Raw genomic sequence first — 15,796 nt, forward strand, 5'->3', positions numbered from 1 at the left:
GGTGTTCCCGGCCGCGGCTACCGGCTCTGGGCCGGCGAGCTGCTCGGCGGCGCGGGGGGTGTAACGACGCCGGCCCGGCGGGTGTTCCCGGCGGCCGGGGCTGCGACCCGGGGGTCGCGACGGCGTGCCAGGTATAACGACCCCGCCCGGCCCGCGATTCCGCCCGCTCGGTGTCACCGACCACAGCATGCCGACGGCCCAAACCCGGACAGACATCGCATCCGAGACATCGCATCCGTGACGCCGTGCACGGGCCCCACCGGCGTGATCGTCACCAGAGCGCCGATCTGGGGGCGTCCGCGCAGAGGGACGCCCCCACATCACCGGCCGGAGTGGATCACCCGGGCGATCCGGTGTCTCCGGGGAGATGTGGGGGCGTGATCGAGTCGACGTCGGCGATGTCGGGGTGTCCGGGCGTGCGGGATACCCCGATATCGCTGACCTGGAGTCGATCAAAGGGGCGGGCACGATCGTCCGCGCGTGTCCAAGCGCGTTGGACTACCGAAACCGGACAAAATCACAATCCGACGCTCGGTGATCTGCGCAGTATCGGGGATGTTGCTGCCTCAGAACCCGCTGAGGCAGCAACATCCCCGAAAGTGCTCTCTCACCGACCAGGGCGCACCAACCCGAGTGAAGTCTGAGACGGCGCACACGGCGCAAGATCGTGCTCGAACCAGGAAAGAGGGCCCTCGTCGCGCGGCCGAGGCCACTACAACCAGGATCGAGCACGATCATGCCCGCACGGACCTGCCTCGGTTGCCCGGAGGTTGGACCGGCGGGTGGTTAGGCGGAGTCCGCTGCGTCGTTGGCCTGGGCGTGACGTTCCCGCAGTCGCTCCCGGATCTCCTCCGGGGTGTACGCGCGTCGGCGCCGCTCGGCCCGGGCAATGACCACACCGGACGCTGCCACCCCGGCGAGGCCGGCCAGGCCGAGGACCTTCCACCACCGCACTCGTTGCCGCATCGGCCTAGGCTAGTCCCTCATGAGCATCAGCCTGGATGAGGCCGTCGAGTTGACCCGCACCGGTGACGTGTGGGTGTTCCGGGGCCGCAGCGTGCCGGACCGGGCGATCCAGTTCACCACGAACAGTCCGGTCAACCACGTCGGAATGGCTGTCGTGCTGGACGACATGCCGCCGCTGATGTGGCACGCGGAGTTGGGCAAGTCCCTGCCGGACCTGTGGTCGGGCACGCACCAGCGCGGTGTTCAGTTGCACGACCTGCGGGACGCGGTCTGCGTGTGGGCCAACCGGTACGGTCAGCGGGCTTGGCTGCGGCAGCTCGACCCGCCGGCGGAGGGCGAAATGGAACGCGCGGTGCTGCGGACCGTCGCGCGCCTGGACGGCACGCCGTTCCCGTCGACCGCCCAGTTGGCGTGGCGGTGGGTGCGCGGCCGGGTGCCGTCGTTGCCGGGTCCTGGCCGGGCGGCACTCCGAGCCGTATCGCGGGCCGCCCAAGCGGCCTGGATCGATCCCGCTGCTTCGGCCACCCCGACCGCTTCGACCAACGGGGCCACCCCGACCGCTTCGACCGACGGGGTCACCCCGGTCGCTGCGGGCAGTGCGGCCAACCGGGGGACAACTGCCGCTCCGACCAGCGCGGCTGCCCGGGACCGGGCGTTGGAGACGGCGTACTGCGCCGAGGTGGTGGCCGTGACCTACGAGGCGATGGGCCTGCTGCCCGCCGGCAAGCGTCCGAACTGGTACGACCCGGGCCGGTTCTGGAGTGGTGACGACCTGGGATTGGCCGGGGGCGCCCGACTGGGTACGGAGATCGAGGTGCGGGTCCCGCCCCGCTGAGGCTCGGCCCGAGGTTTGGCCCACCCGGCGCGGGGCAATTGCTGTCCCCGTGAACGCCTCCACGGATCTCGACACGCTGACCGGGTTCTTCGACCGGTACGGCGCCGCGTTGACCTCGGGCGACCTGCCGTCCCTCGGTGGGTGTTACGCCCTACCCGGGCTGGTGGTGGCGGACACGTACAGCTTCTCGTTCACCTCGCTGGCGGCGGTCGCGCTGTCCTTCGTGGGCGCCGCACCCGACTACCAGGACCGGGAGCTGATCGCCGCGCACGCCCGGATCGAGGACGTGCAGGCGGTGTCGGCGCTGCTGACCCTGGTGTCGGTCGAGTGGGAGTTCCTGGACAGCCAGGGGCGTGCGGTGCCGGGGGAGCGGTACCGCTACCTGCTGCGAACCTCGGGCGAGGGGCCGCTGATCTGCACGGTCGTCCGGACGGGCTGACCGCCAGCGGAGCGTCGACGCGCCCGAGCCGTTTTCCGGACGGAGGGGGCCGGTCGGTCTGATCCGTACCCGCCAGGTTTCCGGTCCGCCCGGCGCTGGCTACGCTGTCGCGTCGGTGGGACGAGGGGAGACCTGATGGCGGTGGGGCCGGACGGCGCGGGAGGTCCGCGGACGGCGCGAGTGGTGCTGTCGCTGCCGTGGATCGTGGTGCTGGTGGGCGTCTGCGCGCTGGCGGTGCTGTTGGTGGTCGCGCTGTTGTCGTTCCGTACCCGGGAGCGGGAAAGCGCGCCGCAGGCCGCGCCGCCGGTGTTCCTGCCGACGACGCCGGCTGCCTCGTCGTCGGCCCCGACACCGGGTGGGTTGGAGCGGCGGTCGGCGTCGCCGCGCGCGTCGCGCAGCAGCCGGACGCCGTCGCCGCGCGTCACCACGAAGTCGCCGTCGCCGGGCGCGACGAGCGCCGCGGCCCTGGCGACAAAGGACCCGGCGGTGTCGGCGCAGTACAAGGTCGGCACGGATGGCTGGAACGCGACCGATGCCACGCTGTCGGTGACCAACGGGTCGGACCGGTCGGTGGACTGGCGGGTGGAGTTGGCCTTCGCGGACGACACGCGGGGTCTGCGCGTCAGCGGCGCGGCGGGGATCTCGGTGGCGGCGCAGGGTGACGGCGCGTTCGTGCTCAGTGGCGGAGAGTCGTTGGGTGCGGGTGACACGCAGACCCTGCGGCTGCGGGTCAGTTGGGATGGATCGGCGCAGCGTCCGGTGCGGTGCGTGATCAACGGGGTGGAGTGCCGGCTCAGCTGACCGGGCGTCGGGCGGCGCGGCGCGCGACGCCGACGCTTTCCGGGGCGGGCCGTCGATCGCTAGGCTGCCCGGACGGCCCGCTGAGGGAGGTACATGTCCGGCATGCGTCGTGCCCCGCGACCGTCGCACGGTCCGGCGGCCATCGCGTCGTCGCCGTGGATCGTGGTGGGCGCCGGCGTCGTCGTGATGGTGGTCCTGCTCTTCGTGGCGCTGGGCGCGTACCGGGGGCGTAGTCCGGCGCGGGACGGCGGGCCGCCACCGGCGGGTCTGCCGTTGCCGCAGGCGCCGGTGTCGCCGTCCGGGCTGTCGCCGACGCCGCTGCCGCAGAACTCGGCGCTGCTGCCTGGGTTGTCGCCGCGGGCCAGCGGGCTGCCGCCGAGCGCGCCGGTCACGCCGGTCACGTCGCGGCCGTCGACGGTCGGTCCGACGGTGGCGTCGACGTCGGCGCGACCGCCGATCCGGCCGTCGCAGCAGCCGTCGGCGGTGAGCGGACGCTACCGGGTGGTGCAGAGCTTCGACGGTGGTTTCATCGGCGAGGTGCTGATCGTCAACGGGTCCGGTGTGGACCGGGGTTGGACGGTGCGGTTCGAGTTCGCCGGTGGTCGACTGGTGACCACCTGGGTGGAGGGCGTGCCCCAGGGGACGCTGCGGCAGTTCGACGGCGGCTTCACGTACGTCAGCGGGGTGGACGTGCCGGCCGGTGGGTCGGTGGCGCTGCGGTTCCACCTGGAGCGGGCGTCCTCGACGCCGCGCGGGTGCACTGTCGACGGGGCGCGTTGTAGCGGGTTCTGAGCGAGCCTTCCGCAAGTTTGCTGCTCTGTTACGACTTTGTTTGCAAGGTATTGCAGTTCGTTGCGGCAAGGGTTAGCGTGCGGCCAATCACGACCAGAGGAAGGCCGTCGATGAAACCCCCGCCGATACGCCGTACCGCCCTGCTCGCGCTCGTCAGCCTGCTCACCGTCACTCTCGTCGGCGCGCCGGCCACCGCCGGTCCACTCGGCGCCAACGCCGACCCCCGGCCGTCCAGCGCCGAATCCCGGACCGCGGCCGGCGCGGTCCAATGGCGCGACGAGCCCAGCGCCGACGCGTTGCTGGCCGCGGGCGCCGACACCGCGCGTGCCGAGCAGTTCTACTTCGTCCTGCCGGACCGGTTCGCCAACGGCGACCGCCGCAACGACTCCGGCGGGCTCACCGGCGACCGGCTGCGCACCGGTCTCGACCCGGCCGACAAGGGCTTCTACCACGGCGGTGACCTCAAGGGCGTGATCGACAAGCTGGCCTACATCCAGGGCCTGGGCACCACCGCCATCTGGCTCGCCCCGATCTTCAAGAACCGCCCGGTGCAGGGCGAGGGGAACGACATCTCCGCCGGCTACCACGGTTACTGGATCACCGACTTCACCCAGGTCGACCCGCACTTCGGCACGAACGCCCAGCTCAAGGAGCTGGTCTCGCTGGCGCACCGGCGAGGCATCAAGGTCTATCTCGACGTGGTGGTCAACCACACCGCCGACGTCATCAGGTACGCCGAGGACCGCTACGCCTACGTGGACAAGGCGACCTCGCCGTACACGGACGCGCGGGGGCGGGCCTTCGAGGACCGCAACTACGCCGACGGCAGCCGGGACTTCCCGACCGTCGACGCGAACGCCGGCCCGTACACGCCGGTCCTTCCCGAGCCGGGTGACGCGACGGTGAAGGTGCCGGCCTGGCTCAACGACGCCAGCATGTACCACAACCGGGGCGACTCCACGTTCGCCGGCGAGAACAGCGAGTACGGCGACTTCTTCGGTCTCGACGACCTGTGGACCGAACGGCCCGAGGTGGTCCAGGGGATGACCAAGGCGTACGGGGACTGGATCGGCGCGACCGGCGTCGACGGGTTCCGGCTGGACACCGTCAAGCACGTCAACATGGACTTCTGGCCGCAGTTCACCCGGGGCGTCGAGCGGGCCGCCGAGACGGCCGGCAGACGCGACTTCTTCGTCTTCGGCGAGGTGTACAGCGCCGATCCGGAGGTCACCTCGACGTACGTGCGCCGCGGCGGCCTGCCGGCCACCCTCGACTTCGCGTTCCAGGAGGCCGCGCGGGGCTACACGGCGGGTGCCGGCTCGGCGAAGGCCCTCGCCGACGTGTACGCCCGGGACGACCTCTACGCCGCTCGGGACACCGACGCCGGCCGGCTGACGACCTTCCTCGGCAACCACGACATGGGCCGGATCGGGTCGTTCATCGCCGGCGGCGGCACCGACCCGGCCAGTCACCTGCGCCGGGACCAGCTCGCCCACCAGCTCATGTTCCTCACCCGCGGCCAGCCGGTGATCTACTCCGGTGACGAGCAGGGCTTCACCGGCCCCGGTGGGGACAAGGACGCCCGGCAGGACATGTTCGCCTCGAAGGTGCCCGACTACCTCGACGACGACCTGCTCGGCACCGACCGCACCCACGCCAGCGACCAGTTCGACACCGCCCACCCGCTGTACCGGACGATCGCCGAGCTGGGCCGGCTGCGCCAGGCGCACCCCGCGCTGCGCGACGGCATCCAGGTCACCCGGTACGCCGCCGACGGTCCCGGCGTGTTCGCCGCCTCCCGCGTCGCGCCCGCTGACCGGACCGAGTACCTCGTCGCGGTGAACAACGCCGCGACCGCGCAGACTGTCAGCGTGGACACCTGGTCGGCCGGCGCCACCTTCACCGGCATCTACGGCGCTTCCGCCAGCGCGAAGGCGGGCGGCGACGGGAAGGTCACGCTGACCGTGCCGCCGCTGTCGGCGGCCGTGTACCGCGCGGGCAGCCCCATCGCCCGGCCGAGCGGCACGCCGACCATCACCATCACCACCCCCGCGCCGGACGCGTCGGTGGCGACCCGGGCGGCGGTCACCGCACAGGTGACCGGCGACCCGCTGTCGACCGTCACGGTGGCGGCCCGGGTCGGCGGCGGCCGGTGGACGTTGCTGGGCAGCGCGGACCACGCGCCGTACACCGTGCACCACGACCTGGACGGGCTGGCCGGCGGCACCCGCGTCGAGTACCGCGCGGTCGTCCGGGACGGCCGGGGCCGCACCGCCACCGCCCGGTCCGTCGCGGTCGTCGGCACGCCCGAGCTGGGTGGATCCCGGGAGTGGGCGGTGGTGCACTACCAGCGCCCGGCCGGGGGGTACGACGACTGGGGGCTGTACGCCTGGGGCGACATCGACCCGGCGTACGTCACCGAGTGGCCCACCGGGCAACCGTTCGCCGGGGAGGACTCCTACGGCCGGTTCGCCTGGGTGAAGCTCAAGCCGGGCGCGAAGTCGGTGGGCTTCGTGGTGGTCGACAAGAACGGCACCAAGGACGTCGCCCAGGACCGCAGTATCGACGTGAGCGCCACCGGTGAGATCTGGCTCAAGCAGGGTGACCCGGCGATCTACCCGAGCAGGCAGGCGGCCACCGGCCAGTCGGACCCGCCCGTCGAGGAGGGCACCGCGGTGATCCACTACCGGCGGGCCGACGGCACCTACGACGGCTGGGGTCTGCACCTGTGGGACGGCGCGGCCAACCCGACCGACTGGGCCACCCCGCTCGCGCCCACGTCGACCGACGCGTTCGGCGCGGTGTTCCGGGTGCCGCTGGCGGCCGGGGCCACCGGGCTGAACTACATCCTGCACAAGGGCGACACCAAGGACCTGCCCGACGACCAGCGGCTCGACTTCGCCAGCGCCGGACGGGAGGTGTGGCTGCTCGCCGCCACCCCGGGGCGGCTGCTGCCGTCGACCGCGACCAGCGCCGGCGGGGACACGGACATCGGCAAGCAGAAGGCGCACTGGATCGACAGGTCCACGGTGGCCTGGCAGACCCCACCTACCGACGGTCGGGTGTACGCCCTGGTGGCCGCCCCGGCCGGCGGGGTGAGCGTCGTCGATGGGGAGCTGTCCGGGGCGTACACCAGTCTGCCGTTGCGCGCGCAGCGCAACGGGCTCACCGAGGCCCAGCGCGCGGCGTTCCCGCACCTGTGGTCCCACCGGGCCTTCACCCTCGACCGGGGTGACCTGGCGAAGGTGCCGGCGGCGCTGCGCGGACAGCTCCTGGTCACCGAGCGCGACGCCCAGGGGAAGCTGCTCGCCGCGACCGGCGTGCAGATCCCCGGCGTGCTCGACGACGTGTACTCCCGGGCCACCAAGGTCACGCTCGGTCCGACCTTCGCCGGCCGGACGCCGAGCCTCGCGCTCTGGGCGCCGACCGCCCGGACGGTGGAGCTGGAACTGTTCGACTCGCCCACGGCCGCGCCGAAGACGGTGGCGATGCGCCGCGACGACCGCACCGGCGTCTGGTCGGTACGCGGTAGCCACGCCTGGACGGGGAAGTACTACCGCTACCGGGTGCAGGCGTGGCAGCCGGCCGCGCAGCGGATGGTCACCGCGTCGGTCACCGACCCGTACTCGGTGTCCCTCGCGGCGGACTCGACGCACAGCCAGCTCGTTGATCTCGACGACGCGGCGCTGGCCCCGCCGGGCTGGCGGACGCTGCGCAAGCCGGCCGCGGTGCCCGCCTCGAAGGCGCAGATCTCCGAGCTGTCGGTGCGTGACTTCTCCATCGCCGACGACACCGTGCCGGTGCAGCGGCGGGGCACGTTCCTGGCGTTCACCGACCCGGGGACCGCCGGCATGAAACACCTGCGGGCGCTCGGCGACGCCGGCGTCACCCACCTGCACCTGCTGCCGGCGTTCGACTTCGCCACCATCCCCGAGAAGCGGGCCGACCAGCGCCAGCCGGCCTGTGACCTGGCGGCGCTGCCGCCGGACTCGGACCAGCAGCAGACGTGCGTCGCGGCCGTCGCCGACACCGACGGCTACAACTGGGGGTACGACCCGCTGCACTACACCGTTCCGGAGGGCGGCTACGCCCTCGACCCGAGCGGGGCGGCGCGGACCACCGAGTTCCGTCGCATGGTGGCCGGAGTGAACGACGCCGGCCTGCGGGTGGTCATGGACGTGGTCTACAACCACACGGCGGCGGCCGGCGTCGACCCCAGGTCGGTGCTCGACCAGGTGGTGCCCGGCTACTACCACCGGCTGCTCGACGACGGCACCGTGGCCAACTCCACCTGCTGCGCGAACACCGCGCCCGAGCACGCGATGATGGGCAAGCTGGTGGTCGACTCGCTGGTCACCTGGGCCAGGCAGTACAAGGTGGACGGTTTCCGGTTCGACCTGATGGGCCACCACCCCAAGGCGAACATCCTGGCCGTCCGGGCGGCCCTGGATCGGCTCACCGTCGCCCGTGACGGCGTGGACGGCAAGGCGATCATGCTGTACGGCGAGGGCTGGAACTTCGGCGAGGTCGCCAACGACGCCCGGTTCGAGCAGGCCACCCAGGCCAACATGGCCGGCACGGGCATCGGCACGTTCAACGACCGGCTGCGTGACGCTGTGCGCGGTGGCGGCCCGTTCGACGCCAACCCGCGCGTGCAGGGCTTCGCCTCCGGGCTCTACACCGACCCCAACGGCGATGAGGTGAACGGGTCGGCGGCCGAGCAGAAGGCCCGCCTGCTGCACGCCCACGACCTGATCAAGGTGGGCCTCACCGGCAACCTGCGGGACTACCGGTTCACCGACACCTCCGGGCGCACGGTCACCGGGGCCCAGGTGGACTACAACGGCTCGCCGGCCGGTTACACCGCCGCGCCGGGGGAGGCCGTCACCTACGTCGACGCGCACGACAACGAGATCCTGTACGACGCGTTGGCGTACAAGCTGCCGCAGGGCACCAGCGCGGCGGACCGGTCCCGGATGCAGGTGCTGGCGCTGAGCACGGTGGTGCTGGGGCAGGGCGTCGGGTTCGTCACCGCCGGCACGGAACGGCTGCGGTCGAAGTCGCTGGACCGCAACTCGTTCAACTCCGGTGACTGGTTCAACCAGATCCGCTGGGACTGCGCCAACGGCAACGGGTTCGGCGTCGGCCTGCCACCGGCGCAGGACAACCAGGACAAGTGGCCGTACGCGAAGCCGCTGCTGGCCGACCCGGCCTTGGTGCCCGACTGTGCGGCGATCGGCACCACCGACGCCCGGTACGCCGAGCTGCTGCGCGTCCGGGCGTCGTCGCCGGTGTTCGGGCTGGGCAGCGCCGAGCAGGTGCAGCGACGGGTGGCCTTCCCCCTGTCCGGCGAGTCGGAGACCCCGGGCGTGCTGACCATGACGCTGGACGCGCGTGGTCTCGGCGGGGCGTGGACCGCGCTGACCGTCGTCTTCAACAGCACTCCGGAGACGGCGACGCAGACGGTGACCGGTCTGCGGGGCGCGGACGTGTCGCTGCACCCGGTGCTGGTCAACTCGGCCGACCCGGCGCTGCGGACGTCGTCGTTCGACCGGGCGTCCGGCACCTTCACGGTGCCGGCGCGCAGCGTGGCGGTGTTCGTCCAGAAGTGAGCGGGGACCGGCCCCCTCCCGCGTCGCGGAAGGGGGCCGGTCCGTGTGGTGCGTCGTGCTCCGTGCTCTTGATCAGGCGAAGCAGTTCTCGATGGCGCCGCCCGGGATGGCCAGGCAGTTCGTCGGGCGGTTCGCGGTGATGGCGGACTTGTCGTCCACGTTCACCGGCCCGAAGAAGGTGAACACACCGCCCGGCGCGAAGGTCGAGAAGTTGTTGGCGACCTTCGTCTTCGACAGGTTGACCTCGCCGAAGATGTTGAAGATGCCGCCGCCGACCCCGATCGGGCCGATGGCCCGGTTGCCGACGACCTCGCTGTTGCGCAGCGTGAGGATGCTGCCGGCGTTGAAGACCCCGCCGCCGAAGAAGCCGGCGGTGTTCTCCTTGATCCAGCTGTCCTCGACGGTCACCGCGCTGTCGAAGGCGATGGCGAGACCGCCACCGACCCCGGCGGTGCTGTTCTTCGCGACCGTCACCTTGTGCAGGTTCAGCTGGCTGTCCGCCGCCGCCAGACCACCACCGGCGAGGACCGCCGTGTTCGAGGTGATCTCGGTGTCGTACGCGGTGGTGTTGCCCTCGATGTCGAGGTAGCCGCCGCCGAAGCCCAGCGTCTCGTTGTCGCTGATCACGGTCTTCTTGAGCTCGACCGTGCCGCCGTCGACGTCCTCGGTGAAGATCTCCGCGGCGCCGTTGGAGATGCCGCCACCGCCGATGATCGCGGTGTTGTCCTTGATCTTCGACTCCTCGACCTTGAGCAGGCCGGCGTTGAAGACACCGCCACCGAAGAAGAAGGCGGTGTTGCCCGCGACGGTGCTGTGCCAGATCTTCGTGGTGCCGAAGTTGGCCACACCGCCGCCGTTGCCGCCGGACTGGTTGAGGACGACCTCGGACTCGATGATCTCGGCGGAGCCGCCCGGCTGCACCAGGATGCCCGCGCCGTCGGTGTCACCCGGCTCCTCGACGAGCGGCGTGACGGCGCCCGGCGCCGCCTTCGTGGCGGCCTTCGCGGTCGCCTTCGGCGCGGCCTTCAGGCCGGCCTTCGGGTTGGCCTGCCGCGCGGTGAGGGCCTGGTCCAGCGGAACGCCGGCCTTCACCTGCGCCGCGATCGCCTCGGAGTCCGAGTAGGACGCCCAGACGGCCGCCGGCTCGACGGCGCTCAACAGTTCGAGGGTCTGACCACCCTTGACGGTCAGGCCCTTGATGGTGAGGTGTCCGCCAGGACCGACGTTGAGGATCCGGAAGTAGTCGGCCGTGGCCTCACGGGCGATGGTGGTGTGCTCGCCCTTGAGGGTGATGTTCTCGGTGATGACCGGCAGACCGTTGCCCTGGTAGTCGTTGCGGCTCAGGTTGTAGGTGCAGCCCTTGGCCAGCTCCAGCACACCGCCGTGCTTGTTGTTGGCGAACACGATCGCCTGGATCAGCTTGTCGGTGTCGCAGGGCACCTCCTTCCCACGCTCGTGGTCCTTGTCCCGGTCCTTGTCCTTGTCCTTGTTCTGGTCCTTGTCCCAGTCACGACCCTCGTCACCGTGCTGGTCGCCGTCCTTGCTCACCTGCGCGGTGTTCCAGTTCAGGCCGACCGCCCCGGCGCTGCCCGCGACGCCCACCGCCGCGAGACTGATCACGCCCGTCAGACCGGCCACGCCGCTGGCGAGCCAGAGCTTGCGGCGGCTCTTGGCCGTCGCCCGCCCGGAGGCTTCGTTGTTCGTTAGGTAGTTGGACATCGGAGCTCTCTGCCCTCTCCTCGTACCAGACAGGGTCGCCGCCCTCAGACGGTCGTCCCCTGCTACAAATCGGTTGTAGCTCCCAAAAACACCGTATGAGAATGTTCCTCGCCTCGGGGGTGTATCCGAAACAACCCCACATTAGGTTCATGTTGCCCCCAGCGAGGACCGGACGGACACACCCCTGCCCAAGTCGGCCTGTGGGCCCGTGACCTGCCCAAATGGGTACGCCCCTCCGAGCCGGTGACGGCTCGGAGGGGCGTTCTATGTGGTTCAGCCCCACCCGGTCAGGCGAAGCAGTCCAGAACGTTGAAGCAGTTGGTCGGACGGTTGGCGGTGACTGCGGACTCGTCGTCCAGCGTCACGGTGCCGCCGAGGCTGTTGAAGATGCCTCCCGGCTCGAGGGTGGAGAAGTTGTACGCCACCTTCGTCCGGTGGAGCGTGACCTCGCTGCCCTCGGTGTTGAGGATGCCGCCGCCCCGGGCGAACGGGCCGATGGCCCGGTTGCCGACGACCTCGCTGTCGCGCAGCGTCGTGCGGCTCTCGTCGTTGAAGAGGCCAGCGCCGGCGGACCCCGCGGTGTTGTCCTTGATGGCGGTGTCCTCGATCGTCGCGGTGCTGTCGGAGACGACCGCCACACCGCCACCGTCGCGGCCAGCGCTGTTCCTGGCCACCGTGGCGTGCTTGAGGGTGAGCTGACTGTCGGCCACGGCAACGCCGCCCCCGTCGAGCACCGCCGTGTTGTCGGTGACCTTCGTGTCGTGCAGGGTCGTGGTGCCCTCGACGTCCAGGACGCCGCCGCCGAAGCCGAGCGTCTCGTTGTCGGTGATCTCGCTCTTGTAGACCCAGACCGCACCGCCGTCGACGGACTCGGTGAAGATCTCGGCCGCGCCGTTGGCGATGCCGCCACCACCGATGATCCCGGTGTTGTCCTTGATCTTCGACTCGTCGACCTGGAGCACGCCGGCGTTGAAGATGCCACCGCCGAAGAAGAAGGCGGTGTTGTGTGCGACCGTGGTCTTGCTGAGCCTGGTGCTGCCGAAGTTGGCCAGCCCGCCGCCGTTGCTGCCGGACTGGTTGTAGAGCAGCTCACTGTCCAGGATCTCGGCCCGACCCCCAGGCTGTACGAGCACCCCGGCGCCGTCGTTGAACCCGGGCTCCTCCACCAGCGGCGCAACCTGAGCTCCGGTCGCCGCCGTCGTCGGGGCGGTTGCCGCTGCCGGCTTGGCTGCGGTTCCGGTTGCCGGCTTGGTGGCCGCTGCCTTGATCGCCTTGGCCGTTGGCGCTGCCGGCTTCGCTGCGGCTGCCGCCTTGGTCGCTGCTGTGGGCTCCGCCGCCTTGCTCGCTCCCGGCTTGGCGGCAGCGCCCTTGACCGCCGCGCCCTTGACCGCCGCCTGCTTGGTCGTTGCCTGCTTGGCCGCCGTCTGCTTGGCCGCCGTCGGCTTGGCCGTCGTTGTAGTCGGCTTGGCTGCCGCTGCGGTGGACGTCGCCGACTTCGCCGCCGCCGTCGTGGCCGGCTGGGCTGCGGCGCCCGCTGCGGTGGTGGCCGCCGGCTTACCCGTGGCCGGCGTGGTCCGGACCGAGGTCGCGTACGGCCCCCAGACCGTCGCCGGCTCCACGGTCATCGCCCGCTGGATGGTCTGCCCACCCTTGATGCTCAGGCCCTTGAGGGTGAGCTGCCCACCCGGTCCGACGTTCAGGATGCGGAAGTAGTCGGCGGTGGCCGCACGACCGATGGTCGTGTGCTCGCCCTTGAGCGTGATGGGTTCGGTGATCACCGGGAGGCCGTTGCCGTCCTGGTTGCGGGTCAGGGTGTACGTGCAGCCCTTGGCCAGCTCCAGCACACCGCCGTCGCCGTCGTTGGCGAAGGTGATCGCCTGGATCAGCTTGTCCGAGTCGCAGGGCACCTGCTTGGTGCGATCCTTCTCGTCCCGCTTGTCGTCCTTGCCGGCGTGGTCGTCGCTGCCGCTCCAGTCGTCGCCGCTCCACTCGTCGTTGCCACCGTTCTCCTCGCCGCCGTTCTCCTTGCCGCCGTCGGCGTTCGCGTCGGCGTCGCTGACGTTCTGCCGGTTGGTCGACGGCTGGGCGTCGGACACCCGGGCGGAGGTGGGTTTGTCGTCCCGTGCGGCTACGCCACCGAGGGCGGCCAGGCCGACCACCCCGGTCAGGCCCGCGACGCCGGCAACCCACAGGGCCCGTCGTCGTCGTGTTGGCGGAGCCGTCGAGGCCCCGCCGTCGGTACTCGTTACGTCGTTGGACATCAGAGCCTTCCGCCTCTCCTGCTACCAGACGGGGTCGCACCGCCCGCAGCGCCACGACCAGCTACAAATCGGTTGCAGCCTCTGATGTCCACCGTATGAGAACTATCTTCGCGAGGCGGACGTATCCGAGAAAACCCCGCATACGCCTCAAGTTAGGGCACGAGCCCGTAACGGTCCGGCGCGACAGGAAGGGGTGTGAGCAGCCCAAACGCCACGAGGCGCCCCTTGCCGTCCGGCGTGGGGCGCTTGGCGGTGCCGCTGGTGGTGATCGGCTCGGGTTCCTGGAAAACGCGCTCTCCGAGCGGGTCGGAAACCCCGACATCAAGGAGGTCGAGTGGATCTAGCCCGGTAGCAGGCATGATCCACTCCAGTGCGCCGATGGCGCGGTATCCCGGCGTCTGGATACCCCAAGCTCGGTGATCTGGAGTGGATCAACGCGCCGGCCACGGCCGGTGGCCCGGCACCCGCCGGCCACGAGTCCAGATCGAGGCCCGAGGCCCGAGGCCCAGGCCAGGCCCAGGCCCGGACATCGGCCAGGCCCAGGCCCAGGCCCGGACATCGGCCAGGCCCAGGGATCGGCCAGGCCCAGGCCAAGCCCGGACATCGGCCAAGCCCGGACATCGGCCAGGCCCAGGCCCAGGCCAAGCCCGGACATCGGCCAAGCCCGGACATCGGCCAGGCCCAGGCCCAGGCCAGGCCCGGACTAGGTCCAGGCACTGGCCCAGGTCTATGCCGAGGCGGCGACCCCAGGGGCTCGGGGTCGAGGTCGAGGGGTGGGGCTTGGGTCAGCCGGGCAGGCGGGGCCCGGCTTCGCGCTGCTCGGCCAGCCAGGTCTCCACCTCGTCGGAGGTGCGCGGCAGGCCAGCCGACAGGTTGACCGCGCCGGTCGCGGTGACCAGGACGTCGTCCTCGATGCGGATGCCGATGCCGCGCAGTTCGGCGGGGACCAGCTCGTCCTCGGGCTGGAAGTAGAGACCCGGCTCCACGGTGAGCACGTAGCCCTCGCCCAGGGCGCCGTCGCGGTACGTCTCCTTGCGGGCGTTCGAGCAGTCGTGGACGTCGATGCCGAGCATGTGGCCGAAGCCGTGCAGCGTCCAGCGCCGGTAGACCGACGACTTCTCGTCCATGGCCTCGTCCACGCTCACCGGCAGCAGGCCCAGGTCGGACAGGCCCTCGGCGAGCACCCGCATACAGGTCAGGTGGACGTCCTTGAACTTCACGCCGGGGCGGATGGCGTCCATGCCGGCCTGCTGTGAGGCGTACACGATGTCGTAGACCTGGCGTTGCAGGGCGGTGAACCGGCCGTCGACCGGCAGCACCCGGGTCACGTCGGCGGTGTAGAGGTTGCGCCCCTCGACCCCCATGTCCATGAGCAGCAGATCACCCGGGCGGGTGGCGCCGTGGTTGTGCACCCAGTGCAGGATCGTGGCGTGCTCGCCCGCGCCGACGATCGAGCCGTACCCGACGTCGTTGCCGTCGTGCCGCGCGCGCAGCGCGAAGATGCCCTCCAGCAGCCGCTCCGAGACGGCCCGGTCGGCCGGCAGGACGCGGGCCACGTCCTCGAAGCCCCGGACGGTGGCGTCGATCGCGTCCTGGAGCTGGCCGATCTCCCACTCGTCCTTGACCAGCTTCAGCTCCGAGATGGCGATGGCCAGCTCCCGGTCGCGGGCCGGCTGACCCTCGGCGCGCGGCCCGTCGTAGGGGCGCACGGCCGCGTCCACCTGGGCGTCGAAACCGCGCAACACCCGGGTACGCCCCGGAGCGAGGTCGGCCAGCGCCGCTTCCAGCCCGGTCAGGTCGGCGGTGGGCAGGTCCAGTTCGGTGGACTTCTCGCCGAGGGTGTGCCGCCGGCCCACCCACAGCTCGCCGTGCCGGCTGCGGAAGAACTCGTCGGTCTCCCGGGACGAGCGGGGCCGCATGTACAGCGTCGCGTCGTGGCCCGAGCCGTTCGGGCGCAGCACCAGCACGCTGTCCGGGTCGTGGTCACCGGTCAGGTAGGCGAAGTCGCTGCCCGGCCGGAACGGGTACGCGGTGTCGTTGGCGCGGACCTTCTCGCCGCCGGTCGGGATGACCAGCGTCTCGCCCGGGAAGGCCGCGGAGAGCGCAGCCCGCCGCTTGGCGTAGTTGGGGATCTCTGGACGCGGCGTGACCGGGAGTTCGGTGTCGCGCCAGCCCTGCCGCATGAACGACAGGAACGCCTCCGGGAAGTCCGGATCGTGCGATTCCGTGCCGTCTGTCGGCGTACCCTCGGTGCTTTTGCGTTCCTCGGTCATTGCGCCGCTCCCCTCCGCTCGTGGCTGGTCCCGACGGTACCGCGCGCCCGGTTCGCGGTGGTGGCGGCCGGGAGCGCCCCGAACGACGGACGGCTGCG

The 15,796-nt window shown here is 71.2% G+C and carries 9 protein-coding genes; 5 read left to right on the forward strand and 4 right to left on the reverse strand.

Annotated elements, in window-relative coordinates; genetic code table 11:
- Positions 1-786: 786 nt before the first annotated feature.
- Positions 787-966, reverse strand: coding sequence for a hypothetical protein (locus ACIBTX_RS08820; protein ID WP_357128614.1), 180 nt, complete (start codon positions 964-966; stop codon positions 787-789).
- 19 nt (positions 967-985) lie between these two features.
- Here ACIBTX_RS08820 and ACIBTX_RS08825 point away from each other — a divergent pair, with 19 nt between their 5' ends.
- The 5 genes from ACIBTX_RS08825 (at position 986) to pulA (ending at position 9,445) form a co-directional block, all read left to right on the forward strand.
- The gene (locus ACIBTX_RS08825; RefSeq protein WP_396832281.1) at positions 986-1,801 is read left to right on the forward strand and encodes a hypothetical protein; all 816 of its coding nucleotides are present in this window, start codon (positions 986-988) and stop codon (positions 1,799-1,801) included.
- 49 nt (positions 1,802-1,850) lie between these two features.
- A complete protein-coding gene (locus ACIBTX_RS08830; RefSeq protein WP_357170881.1) occupies positions 1,851-2,240 on the forward strand; it encodes a hypothetical protein in 390 nt (129 codons plus the stop codon).
- Positions 2,241-2,375: 135 nt separating this feature from the next.
- Positions 2,376-3,041 carry a hypothetical protein gene (locus tag ACIBTX_RS08835; RefSeq protein WP_357128056.1) on the forward strand — a complete coding sequence of 222 codons (666 nt, stop codon included), beginning with the start codon at positions 2,376-2,378 and terminating at the stop codon, positions 3,039-3,041.
- A gap of 93 nt (positions 3,042-3,134) precedes the next feature.
- A complete protein-coding gene (locus tag ACIBTX_RS08840; RefSeq protein ID WP_357397083.1) occupies positions 3,135-3,833 on the forward strand; it encodes a cellulose binding domain-containing protein in 699 nt (232 codons plus the stop codon).
- 110 nt (positions 3,834-3,943) lie between these two features.
- Positions 3,944-9,445, forward strand: a complete 5,502-nt coding sequence (gene pulA / locus ACIBTX_RS08845) for a pullulanase-type alpha-1,6-glucosidase (protein ID WP_396832282.1) — start codon at positions 3,944-3,946, stop codon at positions 9,443-9,445.
- 72 nt (positions 9,446-9,517) lie between these two features.
- On the opposite strand, the gene ACIBTX_RS08850 is transcribed toward pulA, so the two are convergent.
- The 3 genes from ACIBTX_RS08850 to ACIBTX_RS08860 all read right to left on the reverse strand — a co-directional run bounded on the left by ACIBTX_RS08850 (position 9,518) and on the right by ACIBTX_RS08860 (position 15,698).
- Positions 9,518-11,164, reverse strand: coding sequence for a hypothetical protein (locus ACIBTX_RS08850; protein WP_357128065.1), 1,647 nt, complete (start codon positions 11,162-11,164; stop codon positions 9,518-9,520).
- Between the two features lie 287 nt (positions 11,165-11,451).
- Positions 11,452-13,425, reverse strand: coding sequence for a right-handed parallel beta-helix repeat-containing protein (locus tag ACIBTX_RS08855; RefSeq protein ID WP_396832283.1), 1,974 nt, complete (start codon positions 13,423-13,425; stop codon positions 11,452-11,454).
- 785 nt (positions 13,426-14,210) lie between these two features.
- On the reverse strand, positions 14,211-15,698 hold the full coding sequence (locus ACIBTX_RS08860) for an aminopeptidase P family protein (protein ID WP_357128071.1): 1,488 nt from the start codon (positions 15,696-15,698) through the stop codon (positions 14,211-14,213).
- Positions 15,699-15,796 lie beyond the last annotated feature (98 nt).

It is taken from the genome of Micromonospora sp. NPDC049359, assembly GCF_044466585.1.
Classification (GTDB): Bacteria; Actinomycetota; Actinomycetes; order Mycobacteriales; family Micromonosporaceae; genus Micromonospora.

Excerpts from the sequence above, each read along its gene's own strand:
- ACIBTX_RS08820 (WP_357128614.1), bottom strand. The coding sequence starts at position 966 with ATGCGGCAACGAGTGCGGTGGTGGAAGGTCCTCGGCCTGGCCGGCCTC.
- ACIBTX_RS08825 (WP_396832281.1), top strand. The coding sequence starts at position 986 with ATGAGCATCAGCCTGGATGAGGCCGTCGAGTTGACCCGCACCGGTGAC.
- ACIBTX_RS08835 (WP_357128056.1), top strand. The coding sequence starts at position 2,376 with ATGGCGGTGGGGCCGGACGGCGCGGGAGGTCCGCGGACGGCGCGAGTG.
- ACIBTX_RS08840 (WP_357397083.1), top strand. The coding sequence starts at position 3,135 with ATGTCCGGCATGCGTCGTGCCCCGCGACCGTCGCACGGTCCGGCGGCC.
- pulA (WP_396832282.1), top strand. The coding sequence starts at position 3,944 with ATGAAACCCCCGCCGATACGCCGTACCGCCCTGCTCGCGCTCGTCAGC.
- ACIBTX_RS08850 (WP_357128065.1), bottom strand. The coding sequence starts at position 11,164 with ATGTCCAACTACCTAACGAACAACGAAGCCTCCGGGCGGGCGACGGCC.
- ACIBTX_RS08855 (WP_396832283.1), bottom strand. The coding sequence starts at position 13,425 with ATGTCCAACGACGTAACGAGTACCGACGGCGGGGCCTCGACGGCTCCG.
- ACIBTX_RS08860 (WP_357128071.1), bottom strand. The coding sequence starts at position 15,698 with ATGACCGAGGAACGCAAAAGCACCGAGGGTACGCCGACAGACGGCACG.